Genomic DNA, 13,908 nt, shown 5'->3' with positions numbered 1-13,908 from the left:
GCGCTCAGATCGAAAAGCTGGTCCCGCAGCCGCACGAGGCAGTCGCGTTCGGATTGTTGACTCGGAACGAGGCGCCGATCAGATCGTCGACGAAATCGACCTGCGATCCCGCCAGAAACGGCTGCGAGGCCGAATCGACCAGCACCACGGCATTGTCCTGCTCGATCACGAGATCGTCATCGGTGCGGGCACGGTCGATGTCAAACTTGTACTGGAAACCCGAGCAGCCGCCGCCCTCGACGGAGATGCGCAGCATCGCGCCTGACCCTTCGCCCTTGAGGATCTCCCCAATCCGGCGTGCGGCCCGGTCGCTGATGGTCACGGCAGTCGTCATCGTTCGTCTCCAATAGTCCCGCGGTCATACCAAGTTCATTGCCCAATTCATTTGGTATCCCACGTCCGACATAGTTAAGTGCCACCATACGCAGAATCAAATGGATAGGGACTAAATTCGCCGTGTCCGTCGGAATGGCTGCCCCCCGCGCGCCCTTTGCCTGCGACCCCGAGCGCAGCCGCGGCCGGCTGGTCGCGGAGCCCCCGAGCCGGACCCGTAGCCCGTTCCGACGCGATTGCGACCGCGTGATCCATTCCACCGCGTTCCGACGCCTGAAGTACAAGACCCAGGTGTTCGTGTTCCACGAGGGCGACCACTACCGCACCCGGCTGACCCATTCGCTCGAGGTGGCCCAGATCGCCCGTGCGCTGGCCCGGCAGCTCGGGCTGGACGAGGATCTCACCGAAACCTTGGCGCTTGCCCATGATCTTGGCCATCCACCGTTCGGCCATGCCGGCGAGCGGGCACTGGACGCCTGCCTGAAGGAGTTTGGCGGCTTCGACCACAACGCCCAGACCCTCCGCGTCGTCGCCGCGCTGGAGCACCGCTATCCCGAGTTCGATGGGCTGAACCTGACCTGGGAAGCACTGGAGGGCATCGTCAAGCACAACGGCCCGTTGACCGATCGCAGCGGCGCGCCGAGTGGACGCTATCGCGAGCATGGCGTTCCCGTCGGCATCGCCGACTATATCAAGACGCATGATCTCGAATTGTGGAGCTTCGCCTCGCTCGAGGCGCAGGTCGCCGCGATCGCCGACGACATTGCCTATGACGCTCACGACATCGATGACGGTCTGCGCGCCGGCCTGTTCCAGCTCGACGATCTCAAGCTGATGCCGCTGACGGCGGAGATCATCGCCGAGACCTCGGCGCATTATCCCGATCTCGAAGATGTCAGGCGCGGCGCCGAGCTGGTGCGCGAGCTGATCTCGCATCTGATCGGTGCGGTGTTCGCCGAGACACAGAAGAACCTTGCGGCGGTCAAGCCGCAATCGGCGCAGGACGTGCGCCAACAGAGCCGGGCGCTGATCGCGTTCCCCGCCGAGGTCGCCGAGGAGGAGGCCGCCATCAAGACCTTCCTCTACCAGCACATGTACCGCCACAAGCGGGTGATGCGGGTGATGGCGGAGGCGGAGCAGATCCTGTTCGACCTGTTCGCAAAGTACCTGAAGGTGCCGGCCGAGCTGCCGCCGGAATGGCTGCTGGGGGCGGAGGCAGACAATGAGGGCGACCGCGCCCGCCGGATCGGCAATTTCATTGCCGGAATGACCGACCGTTTCGCCCTGACCGAGCACCAACGGCTCTTTGACTCGACCCCGGATTTGCGTTAGGCGGCGGCCATGCCCGACACGTCCTCATCCCTGCACCTGTTCGCCGACGTGCTCGCGCGCGTGCACGCCGCCTGCCGTACGCTGGCCGTGGACGCCAACTGGCCTGAGGGCATCGACTTCTCGCGCGTGGTGGTTGAGCCGCCGCGCGATGCTTCCCATGGCGACATGGCGACCAACGCCGCGATGGTGCTGGCGAAAGAGGCAAAGGCAAAGCCGCGCGATCTTGCCGAGCAGATCGCCGAGCGGCTGCGCACGGATGCGCTGATCGCCAAGGTCGACGTCGCTGGCCCTGGTTTCATCAACCTGACGCTGAAGCCCGCCGCCTGGGCCGAGGCGCTGCGCACGGTGCTGCGCGAGGGCGTCGATTACGGCCGCGTCCGCGGCGGCTCCAAGGTCAACGTCGAATATGTCTCGGCCAATCCGACCGGACCGATGCATGTCGGCCATTGCCGCGGCGCCGTGTTCGGCGACGCCCTGGCGAGCCTGCTACAGTTCGCAGGCCACGACGTCACGCGTGAATATTACATCAACGACGCCGGCGCCCAGGTCGACGTGCTCGCACGCTCCGCGTTCCTGAGATATCGCGAGGCGCTCGGCGAGGACATCGGTGCGATTCCGGAAGGACTCTATCCCGGTGACTATCTGAAGCCGGTCGGCGCGGCGCTGGCGAAGGAGCATGGCGGCAAGCTCCGCGGAATGAGCGAGGCGGAGTGGCTGCCGACGGTGCGTGCCAAGGCGATCGCGATGATGATGGAGGAGATCAAGGACGATCTCGCCGCGCTCAACATCCGCCACGACGTGTTCTTCTCGGAGCGCTCGCTGATCGAGAACGGCAACAACCAGGTTGCCAAAACCATCGATTTCCTGCGCGCCAAGGGCAACATCTACGAGGGACGCCTGCCGCCGCCGAAGGGCGCGCCGGTCGAGGATTGGGAAGACCGCGAGCAGTTGCTGTTCAAGGCGACTGCCTACGGCGACGACGTCGATCGGCCGCTGATCAAGTCGGACAATTCCTACACCTACTTCGCCTCCGACATCGCCTACCACAAGAACAAGTTCGACCGTGGTTTTGCGGAGATGATCGACGTCTGGGGCGCCGACCATGGCGGCTACATCAAACGGATGCAGGCGGCGGTGAAGGCGACGACCTCCGGCAAGGGCGCGCTCGACGTCAAGATCGTGCAGCTCGTGAAGTTGCTGCGCAGCGGCGAGCCGGTGAAAATGTCGAAGCGGAGCGGGGACTTCGTCACCTTGCGTGAGGTGGTAGATGAGGTCGGCCAGGATGCCGTCCGTTTCATGATGCTCTACCGCAAGAACGATGCCGTGCTCGACTTCGATCTCGCCAAGGTCATGGAACAGTCGCGCGACAACCCGGTGTTCTACGTCCAGTACGGTCACGCCCGCGGCCATTCGATCTTCCGCAATGCGCGGGCTGAGGTGTTCCCGGAACTGCCGGAGGATACCGGCGCGCGGATCGCTTGGCTCAGTGAGTCGGCCGTGGAACGGTTGTCGGACCCGGTCGAACTCGATCTTCTCAAGCGCCTCGCAATTTTTCCGCGCATGCTGGAAGCTGCCGCCGCGGCCCACGAACCGCACCGAATTGCCTTTTATCTCTACGATTTAGCCAGCGAATTTCATGCACTTTGGACGAAGGGGCGCGATTTGCCCTATTTACGCTTCATTATCAATAATGATGCAGATCTTACGAAGGCGCGGCTGGCCATGGTCCAGGGCGTCGTCTCAGTCCTGGCATCGGGCCTCGCCATCCTCGGCGTCCATGCCCCGGACGAGATGCGGTAGTTTGGGGCGAACTACTTAAGAGGAATTCGGGGGTAACCGGCAGAAGCCGGATCGCTTAGACTTGGTTGAAAGCCTTGTGGGTCGAAAGCCGTGCCTTGGTCGAGGGGCGCGCGGCTTTCCCGAAGGGACGCATCATCACGATGGCCGAACGATATCAGGACAGACCGTTTCCCTCCGATGACTATGGTCGCGGTAGCGAGCAGCATGGGAAGGCGGAAAATGATCCCTTGGCCGAGCTCGCCCGTCTGATCGGACAGACCGATCCGTTCGCAGCGCAGTCGCCGCCGACCGCACGCCCGACGGCAGCGCCCGCCCAGAGTTATCGAGAAGACGATTATCGCCAGGACGATGATCGCCAGGATTATGCCGAGCAGGCCTCGCCGCCGCCCGGGCCGCCGTCATGGATGCGGCGCGCCAACGTACAGCCGCAGCCGACACCCGCGCCGGAGCCTGACTATTCCGTCTCCGTAAACCCGGTTCATCCGTTGCATCGCTATTCGGCCCAGCCGACTGCAGCTGCGCCTGAGCCGGACTTTCATCAATCGCACGCCTCTCAGGATCACGCTTATCAAGCTCAAGCCTATCAGGATCAGGCCCACCAGCAGCACGCTCAGGCTTATCAGGATCCGACCTATCAGGATCAGGCCTATCAGGAGCCGTACGCGCAGCCCGATCCGTCGCGTTATGATGATGCGCTCTATGGCCGGCTCGAGACAGGCGAGCAGGACTACCAGCGCGATCCGGCCTACCCCGACGATCCTTACGCCTACCAGAGCGACTATCCTGAGGCCGAACTTGACGAGCCGAAGAAGCAGCGCGGCGGCATGATGACAGTCGCGGCGATCCTGGCGCTTGCCGTGGTCGGGACTGGTGCTGCCTTCGCCTACAAGACCTATGCGGGCTCGCCCCGCAGCGGCGAGCCGCCGATCATCAAGGCCGACAACACACCGACCAAGATCGTGCCGGCGCCGACGGACTCCTCCGCCAAGGTGCCGGATCGCATGGTGAGCGGTGACGGCACCGAGAAGATCGTGCCGCGGGAGGAAGCGCCTGTCGACGTCAACGCCAGAGCGGCTGGTCCCCGCGTGGTGTTCCCGCCACTGAACCAGAATGCGAATCCGCCGTCGGTGGCGAGTGTGTCGCCGTCGATGGTGCCGCCGCCGAGCGCGGGGGCGGCGCCGAGCAACGGCACGCTGCCGAACAATTCGCCGCGCCCGATCAGGACGGTAGCTGTGAAGGGTGATCAGACCGATAGCGCTACGCCGCAATCGGCTGCAGCCGCCAAGCCGGCAAGTGCGCCAAAACCTGTTGCCGCGCCGCCTGCGCCAATCGCGCCGCGCAATCCGCCGACGTCGGCCAATGCCAGCGCCAACCAGCCTTTGTCGCTCGCGCCGCAATCGGGACCGACCGCCGAGCCTCCGCAGCGGATGGCAGCGACCAACCCGACGCAAATTGCGCCCGCCAGCAGCGGTGGCGGCTATATCGTGCAGGTCTCCTCGCAGCAGAGCGAGGACAGCGCCGCCGCGTCCTATCGGGTGCTTCAGAGCAAGTACGGCAGTGTGCTCGGGTCCCGTTCGCCGGTGATCAAGCGCGTCGATCTCACCGACAAGGGCAAAGGCATCGTCTACCGCGCCTTCGCCGGTCCCTATGGCTCGGCCGAGGAGGCGACGCAGGCATGCAACAGCCTCAAGTCCGCAGGCCTGTCCGCCTGCTTCGTCCAGAGGAATTAACGGCCGTTTCCTTGACCCCCTCGCGGGGCAGGGTTAATCGGCCGTTATGAGCACGCGGGCCTTCATTACCGGCGTATCCGGAACGGAACTGACCGCCGCCGAGCGGGAGTTTATCCGTGCCGAACGCCCATGGGGCTTCATCCTCTTCAAGCGCAACGTCGCGACACCGGCTCAAGTCGCTGCATTGGTTGCGGAATTGCGCGCAGTGGCGGGTGCTGCCGACGCGCCCGTCCTGATCGATCAGGAGGGCGGACGGGTGCAGCGGCTGGGGCCGCCGCACTGGCCGCTCTATCCCCCGGGAGCCGTATTCGCCAATTTGTACGACACTGATTCGGCGCTCGGGCTCAGTGCGGCGCGCCTGAGCGCCCGCCTGATCGCGGCCGATCTCGCCGATCTCGGCATTACCGTGGATTGCCTGCCGCTCGCTGACGTGCCGGTGCCGGGTGCGGATGCCGTTATCGGCAACCGGGCTTATGGCACGGAGCCGGGCAAGGTTGCCGCGATTGCGCGCGCGGTCACCGAGGGGCTGGAGCAGGGCGGCGTGCTGCCGGTTCTCAAGCACATTCCCGGTCATGGCCGCGCCACTGCCGACACCCATTTCAAGCTGCCGACGGTCGACACGCCGCGGGACGAGCTGGAACGGACCGATTTCGCCGCGTTCAAGCCGCTGTCGGACCTGCCGATGGCCATGACTGCACATGTTGTGTTTAGCGGGATCGACGCCGCCCAACCGGCGACGACATCTGCGACAATGATTGCTGACGTGATTCGCGGCACAATCGGGTTCCAGGGTTTGTTAATGAGTGATGACGTGTCGATGAACGCGCTGTCGGGGAATATCGCCGAGCGGACCCGCGCCATCTTCGCGGCTGGCTGCGACGTGGCCCTGCATTGCAACGGCAACATCGAGGAGATGCGCGACGTCGCCCGCCAGACACCCGAACTGTCCGGCAGAGCACTGGAGCGGGCGAAAGCCGCGCTCGCCGCACGCAAGCCGCCGCAGCCGCTGGACCGGGCGGCCGCACGCGCAGAACTGGACGCACTGATCGCACGGGCAAACACGGCATCCGCATGACCGCAGAAATCCTATCCTTCGAAACCGGGCGGCCCGCAGAGCTTGCCGAGGGTGAGCCGGCGTTGGTCGTGGACGTCGAAGGTTATGAGGGCCCGCTCGACCTGTTGCTCGCACTGGCGCGGCAGCAGAAGGTCGACCTCGCCAAGATTTCGATTCTGGCGCTGGCCGACCAGTACCTCCACTTCATCGAGGCTGCGCGGAAAATCCGGCTGGAGCTCGCTGCTGACTATCTCGTGATGGCGGCCTGGCTCGCCTTCCTAAAGTCGCGCCTGTTGCTGCCGGAGCCGCCGAGTGCGGAAGGCCCGAGCGCGGAGCAGATGGCGACTGCGCTCGCCAACCGCCTGCGCAGGCTGGAAGCCATTCGCGAAGCCGCCAATCGGCTGATGAACAGGCCGCAATTGCAGCGCGACATCTTTCCGCGCGGCGAGCCCGAGCACATCGCCGAGATCAAGCATCCGAAATACACGGCGACGCTGTACGACCTGCTCACCGCGTATGCCGCGCAGCGCCAATCGCGCGTGCTGGCGAGCGTGCATCTGGCCAAGCGTACGGTGTGGTCGCTCGCCGAAGCGCGCGCCACGCTGGAACGGCTGGTCGGCAGCATCAGCGAACAGGATGATTGGGGCGTTCTCGACGACTTCCTGATCCGGCATGTCGCCGATCCGACGCAGCGCGCGACGGTGTTCGCCTCGAGCTTCGCCGCCGCGCTCGAACTGGTGCGCGAAGGTCAGCTCGAGCTGAACCAGAAAGAGGCGTTTGCGCCCATCTATTTCCGGAAGGGGCGTCCTAAACCGGTTTCGGACGCAGCTCCTGCGCCCGATGCGCCGGTCGGTTAAGTGCAAGAAGGAGGATCTGCCATGGCAAGCCTGGCTGAAGCGCGGGTAGAAGAGGCCGAGCCGATGGAGAACGAATCCCAGGCACGGCCGGAGGAATTGCGGCTGCTGGAAGCGCTCCTGTTTGCCTCGAGTGAACCGCTGGATACCGCGACGCTGGCCAAGCGGATGCCAGACGGTGTGGACGTCAAGGCCGCGCTTGAGCAGCTCCAGGCCGACTATGCGTCGCGTGGCGTGAACCTCGTACGCGTCGCCAACAAATGGACCTTCCGCACCGCCGGCGATCTCGCCTGGCTGATGACGCGGGAGAGCACCGAGACCCGGCGTCTGTCGCGTGCGGCGATCGAGGTGCTGGCGATCATCGCCTATCACCAGCCGGTGACGCGCGCCGAGATCGAGGAGATCCGCGGCGTCGTCACCTCGAAGGGCACGTTGGATGTGCTGCTGGAGACCGGCTGGATCAAGCCGCGCGGCCGGCGCAAGACGCCCGGACGCCCGCTGACCTTCGGCACCACCGAGGAGTTCCTGTCGCAGTTCACTTTGGAACAGCTCGGCGACCTGCCGGGCCTCGAAGAGCTCAAGGGCACTGGCCTGCTGGATTCGCGCCTGCCGACCGGATTCAGCGTGCCGACGCCGTCGGACGACCCGACGCTGCGTGAGGACGAGGATCCGTTGGAACCGGGCGAGCACCTCGATCTGGCGCTGGCGCCCGCGGTCGAGCCGGAGACGCCGGAAAGCGGCGATGAGGGTGGCAGCCAAGGTGGCGGCGAGGAGTGATGCCCGTCCGTGTACGGGCCCTGCGACCGGTTAACACTAGCAAATTTACGTAGCGCCGACAGCGAATTGGCGCTGCCTTGGTCCTTGTTTTTGACACCCGCCAAGCCTAGGTTTCGGTAAAGATCGGCCGGGTCCCCGGCCATGCGCGTTGGAGGGTTGCAGGATGGGTTCACTCAGCATTTGGCACTGGATCTTGGTGATCGCAGTGGTCCTGCTGCTGTTCGGCCGCGGTAAGATTTCGGATCTGATGGGCGACGTGGCGCAGGGCATCAAGGCGTTCAAGAAGGGCATGCAGGACGACGACAAGCCCGCCGACAAGCCCGAGCCGGCCAAGTCAATCGAGCACAACAATGCCGCACCGACCGCGGCACGGTCCGACGTCGGCAGCAAGGCCGTCTGAGCCGGAGAGCACGCGAGAACGCGGGTAGCGGCCCCGATCCTGCGCGCAATGGATTGGGCCGGTTGCGGCTGGCGTGAACGGAAGACCTCATGTTCGACATCGGCTGGAGTGAACTGGTCCTCATCGGGGTCGTGGCCCTGATCGCCATCGGCCCGAAGGAGCTGCCGGGCGTGCTGCGCATGGTTGGGCAGTGGATGGGCAAGGCCCGCAAGATGGCCGCCGAATTCCAGGGCCAGTTCCAGGAAGCGATGCGCGAGGCCGAGATGGCCGACCTCAAGAAGAGCTTCGACGAGGTCAAGGAAGCCGCGACCGGCTTCAATCCTCTGACTTCGCTTCAGAAGGATGTCAGCGACGCGCTACGCGTCGATGCGCTCGACAAGCCGGCCGAGACGCCAGCCAGTGGCGCCGTCGAACCGGCGGCGACTTCGAGTGAAGCGCTGGCGACTTCGAGTGAAGCGCCGGTAACGCCAACGACACCGGAAGCGCCGACGCCCGCGACCTTCATGGAAGCCGAGGCGCATGCAGCAGCGAACGAGCCGCTTGCGATCACCCGTGAGGTCAAGCAGGCCCAGGTCGCGCAAGACACCTTGCCATCCGAGGCGATCAAGGACGTCAAAGCGTCATGACCGACGCCGATATCGAGGCCAGCAAAGCCCCTTTGATGGACCATCTGATCGAGCTGCGGTCGCGGCTGATCAAGGCGCTGCTCGGATTCGGCGTTGCCTTCATCTTCTGCTTCTTCTTCGCCAAGCAGATCTACAACGTGCTGGTCTGGCCGTTCGTGTGGGTCGCCGGTCCCGAGAATTCCAAGTTCATCTACACGGCGCTGCTGGAATATTTCATCACTCAGCTCAAGCTCGCGCTGTTCGGCGCCGGCTTCATCTCTTTCCCGATCGTCGCGACGCAGATCTACAAGTTCGTGGCGCCCGGCCTCTACAAGCACGAGAAGCAGGCGTTCCTGCCGTATCTGGTCGCAACCCCGTTCTTCTTCGTGTTGGGTGCTGCGCTGGTCTATTTCGTCGTCCTGCCGATGCTGGTCCGCTTCTCGCTCGGCATGCAGCAGGCCGGCAGCGACGAGACCGCGCAGATCCAGCTTTTGCCCAAGGTCGGCGAATATCTCTCGCTGATGATGTCGCTGATCTTCGCCTTCGGCATCGCCTTCCAGCTTCCGGTGATCCTGACGCTGCTCGGGCGGATCGGGATCGTCACCTCGAAGATGCTGCGCGAGAAGCGCCGCTATTTCATCGTCATCGCCTTCGTCATCGCGGCCGTGCTGACGCCGCCTGACGTGCTAAGTCAGTGCTCGCTGGCGATCCCCTTGCTGGCGCTCTACGAGGGCTCGATCATCGCGGTGGCGATGGTGGAGAAGAAAGCGGCGGCCTCGCAGGCCGCCACGGGCACCGACGTGTCGACGCCGGCCAAGCCGGCGGAGTAGGGCGGCCAAACCCTCCGGGTCATTCCCCGCCACCGGGTCTCGCCTTCGGCGAGCCCGATGACAGGCTGCAGCGGGGAATCCAGTATGCCGCGGCCTATCGAGGAATCACTGAGGTCTCTGGAATACTGGATCATCCGCCTTCGCGGATGATGACAGCCGTGCTAGGAGACGCGCCAACGCAAACTTACAACGTCTGCCGTTGTAGGCTTACGCGCTTCCCCAGGACCACCCCCATGCACGATATCAAATCGATCCGCGACAATCCGCAAGCCTTCGACGCCGGCCTCGCTCGGCGCGGCCTGAAGCCCATGTCGGCCTCGCTGCTCGCGATTGACGAGAAGCGGCGCGCGGCGATCCTGGCGTCGGAGCAGGCGCAGGCACGACGTAACGCGGCCTCGAAAGAAATTGGCGATGCCAAGAAAGCCAAGGACGAGGCGCGCGCTGCCAAGCTGATGGCCGAAGTGGCCGAGCTCAAGATGACGATGCCGCAGCTCGAAACCGCGGCCAAGGCTGCCGACGAGGAGCTGACGAAAGAGCTGTCGGCGATTCCGAACATTCCGTTCGATGACGTGCCCGACGGTGTCGACGAGCGCGGCAACGTGCAGCACCACGTATTCGGCAACAAGCGCAACTACGCATTTGCCCCGAAGCTGCATGACGATCTCGGCACCGCGCTCGGCTACATGGATTTCGAGGCGGCGGCAAAACTCTCCGGGGCGCGCTTCGTCGTGCTGAAGAAGGGGCTGGCGCGGCTCGAACGCGCCATCGGCCAGTTCATGCTCGACCTGCACACCACCGAGCACGGCTACACCGAAATCAATCCGCCGCTTCTGGTGCGCAACGAGGTGATGTTCGGCACCGGGCAGCTGCCGAAATTCGAGGACGATCAGTTCTGGGCGATCAAGGGCGAACTGCTGGCTGCGCCCGACCATGAGCGGCTGAAGACCGAGCGCCTCGGTCTGATCCCGACCGCAGAAGTGTCGCTCACCAACCTCGCGCGCGAATCCATTCTCGACGAAAAGCAATTACCGATGCGCCTCACCGCGCTGACGCCGTGCTTCCGCGCCGAGGCGGGCGCCGCCGGGCGCGACACCCGCGGCATGATCCGCCAGCATCAGTTCACCAAGGTCGAGCTGGTCTCGATCACGACGCCCGAGACCAGCAAGGACGAGCTGGAGCGGATGCTGTCCTGCGCCGAGCAGGTGTTGCAGAAGCTCGACCTGCATTATCGCGTGATGACGCTCTGCGGAGGAGATATGGGATTTTCGTCGCAGAAAACCTATGACATCGAGGTCTGGATGCCCGGGCAGGGCGACGGCGGCATGTTCCGCGAGATCTCGAGCTGCTCGGTCTGCGGCGACTTTCAGGCGCGGCGCATGGATGCGCGCTCGCGCGGGCCGGACGGCAAGCCGCGCTTCGTGCACACGCTGAACGGCTCCGGCACCGCGGTCGGCCGCGCGCTGATCGCGGTGATGGAGACCTATCAGCAGGAGGACGGCTCGATTGCGATTCCCAGCGTGCTCCAGCCCTATATGGGCGGGCTGAAGGTGATCGCGCGCGAGTAGGGTTGCGAAGATCGCCCGGCCGGCTATCCTGCCGACCCCGCAACGCGAAGCTACCCTTCATGGCCTTGCACCGCGACATCTTCTGGGTCGGCCGACAATGGGCGGTGACGGGTGCCGGCATCCAGGCCGTCGATCAGCGCTTGCGCGGCGTGCTCGACATCGAGATCGCGCGGCTCTGGGACGACGATCTCGTGGGTAGCCGGCGGGCCAAGCCTGGGGTCAATACTGCGGATTTCGACAAGGCGCTGGCCGTGGCGCGCGAACGCTTTCCGCAGCCGCCGGCGTCGGACCCGTTCGTCGTGCAGCTGGTGGCGCTCGGCGTCGTCGAAACTCCCGTCGTGAGCCGCCTTGTGCCGGCGATGCAGCTGCGGACCGAGGGCCGGCTGGCACGTTTTCTGCCGCAATGGCGCATCCGCCGGTAGCAGAATGAAGCCGGAACCTGGCCGCCGGGCCCAACCGGCCGGTTTGCCTGATTGGGCATAGCCGGATAAGACGGCTCAGACCCGCTTTCTGGAATCGACCTTTCGCATGCGTATTCTCTGCACCAATGACGACGGCATCCACGCCCCCGGGCTCAAGGTCGTGGAGGAGATCGCGCGCGCCTTGTCGGACGACGTCTGGGTCGTGGCACCGGAGCTCGACCAGTCCGGCGTATCGCATTCCCTGTCGCTGAACGATCCGTTGCGCCTGCGCGAGGTCGGGCCGCGGCACTTCGCCGTGCGCGGCACGCCGACCGACTGCGTCATCATGGGCGCGCGCCACATCCTCGGGCCAAAATTGCCGGACGTCGTGCTCTCGGGCGTCAACAAGGGGCGTAACGTCGCCGAGGACGTGGTCTATTCCGGCACCATTGCCGGCGCGCTGGAGGGCACCATCCTGGGGCTGCCTTCATTCGCGCTGTCGCAGGAATTCAGCGTCGAAACCCGCGAGCGGCCGCCGTGGGACACCGCCCGCAAGTTCGGGCCCGACATCTTGCGCAAGGTGATCGCCGCCGGCATCCCGAAGGACACGGTGATCAACGTCAACTTCCCGTCGTGTGCGCCGGAGGATGTGCTCGGCATCCGCGTCACGCGTCAGGGCAAGCGCAATCTCGGCTTCCTCAGGATCGACGAGCGCAGGGACGGCCGCGGCAATCCCTATTTCTGGATCGGCTTCGAGCGCACGGCGATGATGGACACGCCCGCAGACGGCACCGATCTCGCAGCACTTCGCGAGCGCTACGTCTCGGTCACGCCGCTCAGGCTCGATCGGACCAACGAAGCGTTTTCAGAAGAATTGAGCGCGACGCTGAAGTAGCGCCTAGCCGCCGCGAAGCGCGGCTTCGATGGTCTTGCCAAGCGCGTCGAGCTGGAACGGCTTCTGGAGCGCCGGCCGATCGCGGTACTGTTCGGGCAGGCCGGAGGAGCCGTAGCCTGTGGCGAAGATGAAGGGGCAGCCTTTCGCCTTGATCACGTCGGCGACCGGCGAAATGACCTTGCCGTTGACGTTGACGTCGAGAATGGCGATGTCGAACTCGGTCGCCTGGGCGAGCCGCATGGCCTCGGTGATATCGCCGGCCTCGGCTGCGACCTTGTAGCCGAGCTCTTCGAGCATGTCCGCAACCATCATCCTGATCATCACCTCGTCCTCGACGAGGAATACAGAGCGGCCGGAAAGCCCCGTCGCGGTCATGATTGAGTCCTTGCCCATTGCCAAAAACGTTCGCAGATAACATGAATCGACGCAATGCGCGTTTTGACGAACGGGCGCCTGAAGATGGCGATCACGACTGGTTGTTGCACGCCAATCCGTGATCAATATCCAGCCGAATGGTATCATGAGTTCCCGGCCAAGGAACAAGATTCTCGCGCCCGGGTTGGCCCGAACGGGCCTGACAAACAGCACTGGCAACGATGACCAGCCATCAACCTCCGCCGGAAAAGATGATGTTTCAGCTCACGCTGAGGCGCCGGGGCATCAGCAATCAGGCCGTGCTGCGGACCATGGAGGAGGTGCCGCGCGAGCTGTTCGTCGACGATGCCGACCGCGACGGCGCCTATCGCGACAGTGCGCTGCCGATCGCCTGCGGGCAGACCATCAGCCAGCCCTTCGTCGTCGCCTACATGACCGAGCAGCTCCAGCTCCAGAAGCGGCACCGCGTGCTCGAGATCGGCACCGGCTCCGGTTATCAGGCCGCCGTGCTGTCGCGGCTCGCAGGGCAGGTACTCACGGTCGAGCGCTACCGCAAGCTGGCGGACACCGCACGCACCAGGCTCGAAGAGCTCGGCTGCCACAATGTCGAGGTGATGCTGGGCGACGGCCTCAATTTGCCGGCCAATATCGGCCCGTTCGACCGCATCATCGTCACCGCCGCGATGGAGCAAATTCCAGAGAACCTGATCGAGCGGCTGGATGTCGGGGGCATCCTGATCGCACCGGTCGGACCGCATCAGGGCGTGCAGACGCTGACTCGCCTCAGCCGGACCGAGGCGGGGATCGAGCGCAAGGAACTCGTTGAGGTCCGCTTCGTACCGGCGCTGCCTGGCGTGGCGCGGGAGCTGTAGAACTCCGGATTGGCTGCGCCACCAACATCTTATTGGGAGGGTTAAGCCGTTATTTACTCGGCCCGTGTTTACTTAAAACACCAGT

Annotated in this window: 15 protein-coding genes; 13 read left to right on the top strand and 2 right to left on the bottom strand. The window is 64.7% G+C overall.

Translation table 11 applies throughout. From position 1 onward, the window contains the following. Nucleotides 1-4: 4 nt before the first annotated feature. Nucleotides 5-334, bottom strand: coding sequence for an iron-sulfur cluster insertion protein ErpA (erpA, locus tag IVA98_RS05370; RefSeq protein ID WP_025036472.1), 330 nt, complete (start codon nucleotides 332-334; stop codon nucleotides 5-7). 122 nt (nucleotides 335-456) lie between these two features. Here erpA and IVA98_RS05365 point away from each other — a divergent pair, with 122 nt between their 5' ends. From IVA98_RS05365 to surE, 12 genes are all read left to right on the top strand, one after another. After that, a complete protein-coding gene (locus IVA98_RS05365; protein WP_247354387.1) occupies nucleotides 457-1,665 on the top strand; it encodes a deoxyguanosinetriphosphate triphosphohydrolase in 1,209 nt (402 codons plus the stop codon). Nucleotides 1,666-1,674: 9 nt separating this feature from the next. Then, a complete protein-coding gene (gene argS, locus IVA98_RS05360) occupies nucleotides 1,675-3,465 on the top strand; it encodes an arginine--tRNA ligase (RefSeq protein ID WP_247354386.1) in 1,791 nt (596 codons plus the stop codon). A 140-nt stretch (nucleotides 3,466-3,605) separates the two neighbouring features. Next, a complete protein-coding gene (locus IVA98_RS05355; protein ID WP_247354444.1) occupies nucleotides 3,606-5,195 on the top strand; it encodes an SPOR domain-containing protein in 1,590 nt (529 codons plus the stop codon). Between the two features lie 46 nt (nucleotides 5,196-5,241). After that, a complete protein-coding gene (nagZ, locus tag IVA98_RS05350) occupies nucleotides 5,242-6,270 on the top strand; it encodes a beta-N-acetylhexosaminidase (RefSeq protein WP_247354385.1) in 1,029 nt (342 codons plus the stop codon). Then, complete coding sequence (locus IVA98_RS05345; protein WP_247354384.1) at nucleotides 6,267-7,106, top strand: segregation and condensation protein A; 840 nt, start codon at nucleotides 6,267-6,269, stop codon at nucleotides 7,104-7,106. The genes nagZ and IVA98_RS05345 overlap by 4 nt, the downstream gene beginning before the upstream one ends. A gap of 21 nt (nucleotides 7,107-7,127) precedes the next feature. Continuing rightward, nucleotides 7,128-7,880, top strand: a complete 753-nt coding sequence (gene scpB / locus IVA98_RS05340; protein WP_247354383.1) for an SMC-Scp complex subunit ScpB — start codon at nucleotides 7,128-7,130, stop codon at nucleotides 7,878-7,880. Between the two features lie 163 nt (nucleotides 7,881-8,043). Beyond that, nucleotides 8,044-8,280, top strand: a complete 237-nt coding sequence (locus IVA98_RS05335) for a twin-arginine translocase TatA/TatE family subunit (RefSeq protein ID WP_247276014.1) — start codon at nucleotides 8,044-8,046, stop codon at nucleotides 8,278-8,280. 89 nt (nucleotides 8,281-8,369) lie between these two features. Then, nucleotides 8,370-8,906: a Sec-independent protein translocase protein TatB gene (gene tatB / locus IVA98_RS05330; RefSeq protein WP_247354382.1), complete on the top strand. Its 537-nt coding sequence runs from the start codon at nucleotides 8,370-8,372 to the stop codon at nucleotides 8,904-8,906. Further along, nucleotides 8,903-9,715, top strand: a complete 813-nt coding sequence (gene tatC / locus IVA98_RS05325) for a twin-arginine translocase subunit TatC (RefSeq protein ID WP_247295280.1) — start codon at nucleotides 8,903-8,905, stop codon at nucleotides 9,713-9,715. Before tatB ends, tatC begins: the two co-directional genes overlap by 4 nt. A gap of 233 nt (nucleotides 9,716-9,948) precedes the next feature. Next, a complete protein-coding gene (serS, locus tag IVA98_RS05320; RefSeq protein ID WP_247354381.1) occupies nucleotides 9,949-11,280 on the top strand; it encodes a serine--tRNA ligase in 1,332 nt (443 codons plus the stop codon). Between the two features lie 59 nt (nucleotides 11,281-11,339). Next, nucleotides 11,340-11,702 (top strand): hypothetical protein, encoded by a 363-nt coding sequence (locus IVA98_RS05315; protein ID WP_247354380.1) that lies wholly within the window; start codon nucleotides 11,340-11,342, stop codon nucleotides 11,700-11,702. A 106-nt stretch (nucleotides 11,703-11,808) separates the two neighbouring features. After that, a complete protein-coding gene (surE, locus tag IVA98_RS05310) occupies nucleotides 11,809-12,576 on the top strand; it encodes a 5'/3'-nucleotidase SurE (RefSeq protein ID WP_247276019.1) in 768 nt (255 codons plus the stop codon). A 3-nt stretch (nucleotides 12,577-12,579) separates the two neighbouring features. Here surE and IVA98_RS05305 read toward each other — a convergent pair whose 3' ends face one another. Continuing rightward, on the bottom strand, nucleotides 12,580-12,951 hold the full coding sequence (locus IVA98_RS05305) for a response regulator (RefSeq protein WP_008547195.1): 372 nt from the start codon (nucleotides 12,949-12,951) through the stop codon (nucleotides 12,580-12,582). A gap of 221 nt (nucleotides 12,952-13,172) precedes the next feature. Here IVA98_RS05305 and IVA98_RS05300 point away from each other — a divergent pair, with 221 nt between their 5' ends. Continuing rightward, nucleotides 13,173-13,823 (top strand): protein-L-isoaspartate(D-aspartate) O-methyltransferase, encoded by a 651-nt coding sequence (locus IVA98_RS05300; RefSeq protein WP_247335715.1) that lies wholly within the window; start codon nucleotides 13,173-13,175, stop codon nucleotides 13,821-13,823. Nucleotides 13,824-13,908: the final 85 nt, after the last annotated feature.

This window comes from Bradyrhizobium sp. 160 (assembly GCF_023073735.1).
GTDB lineage: Bacteria > Pseudomonadota > Alphaproteobacteria > Rhizobiales > Xanthobacteraceae > Bradyrhizobium.
This window is presented reverse-complemented; position numbering and strand designations above follow the sequence as displayed.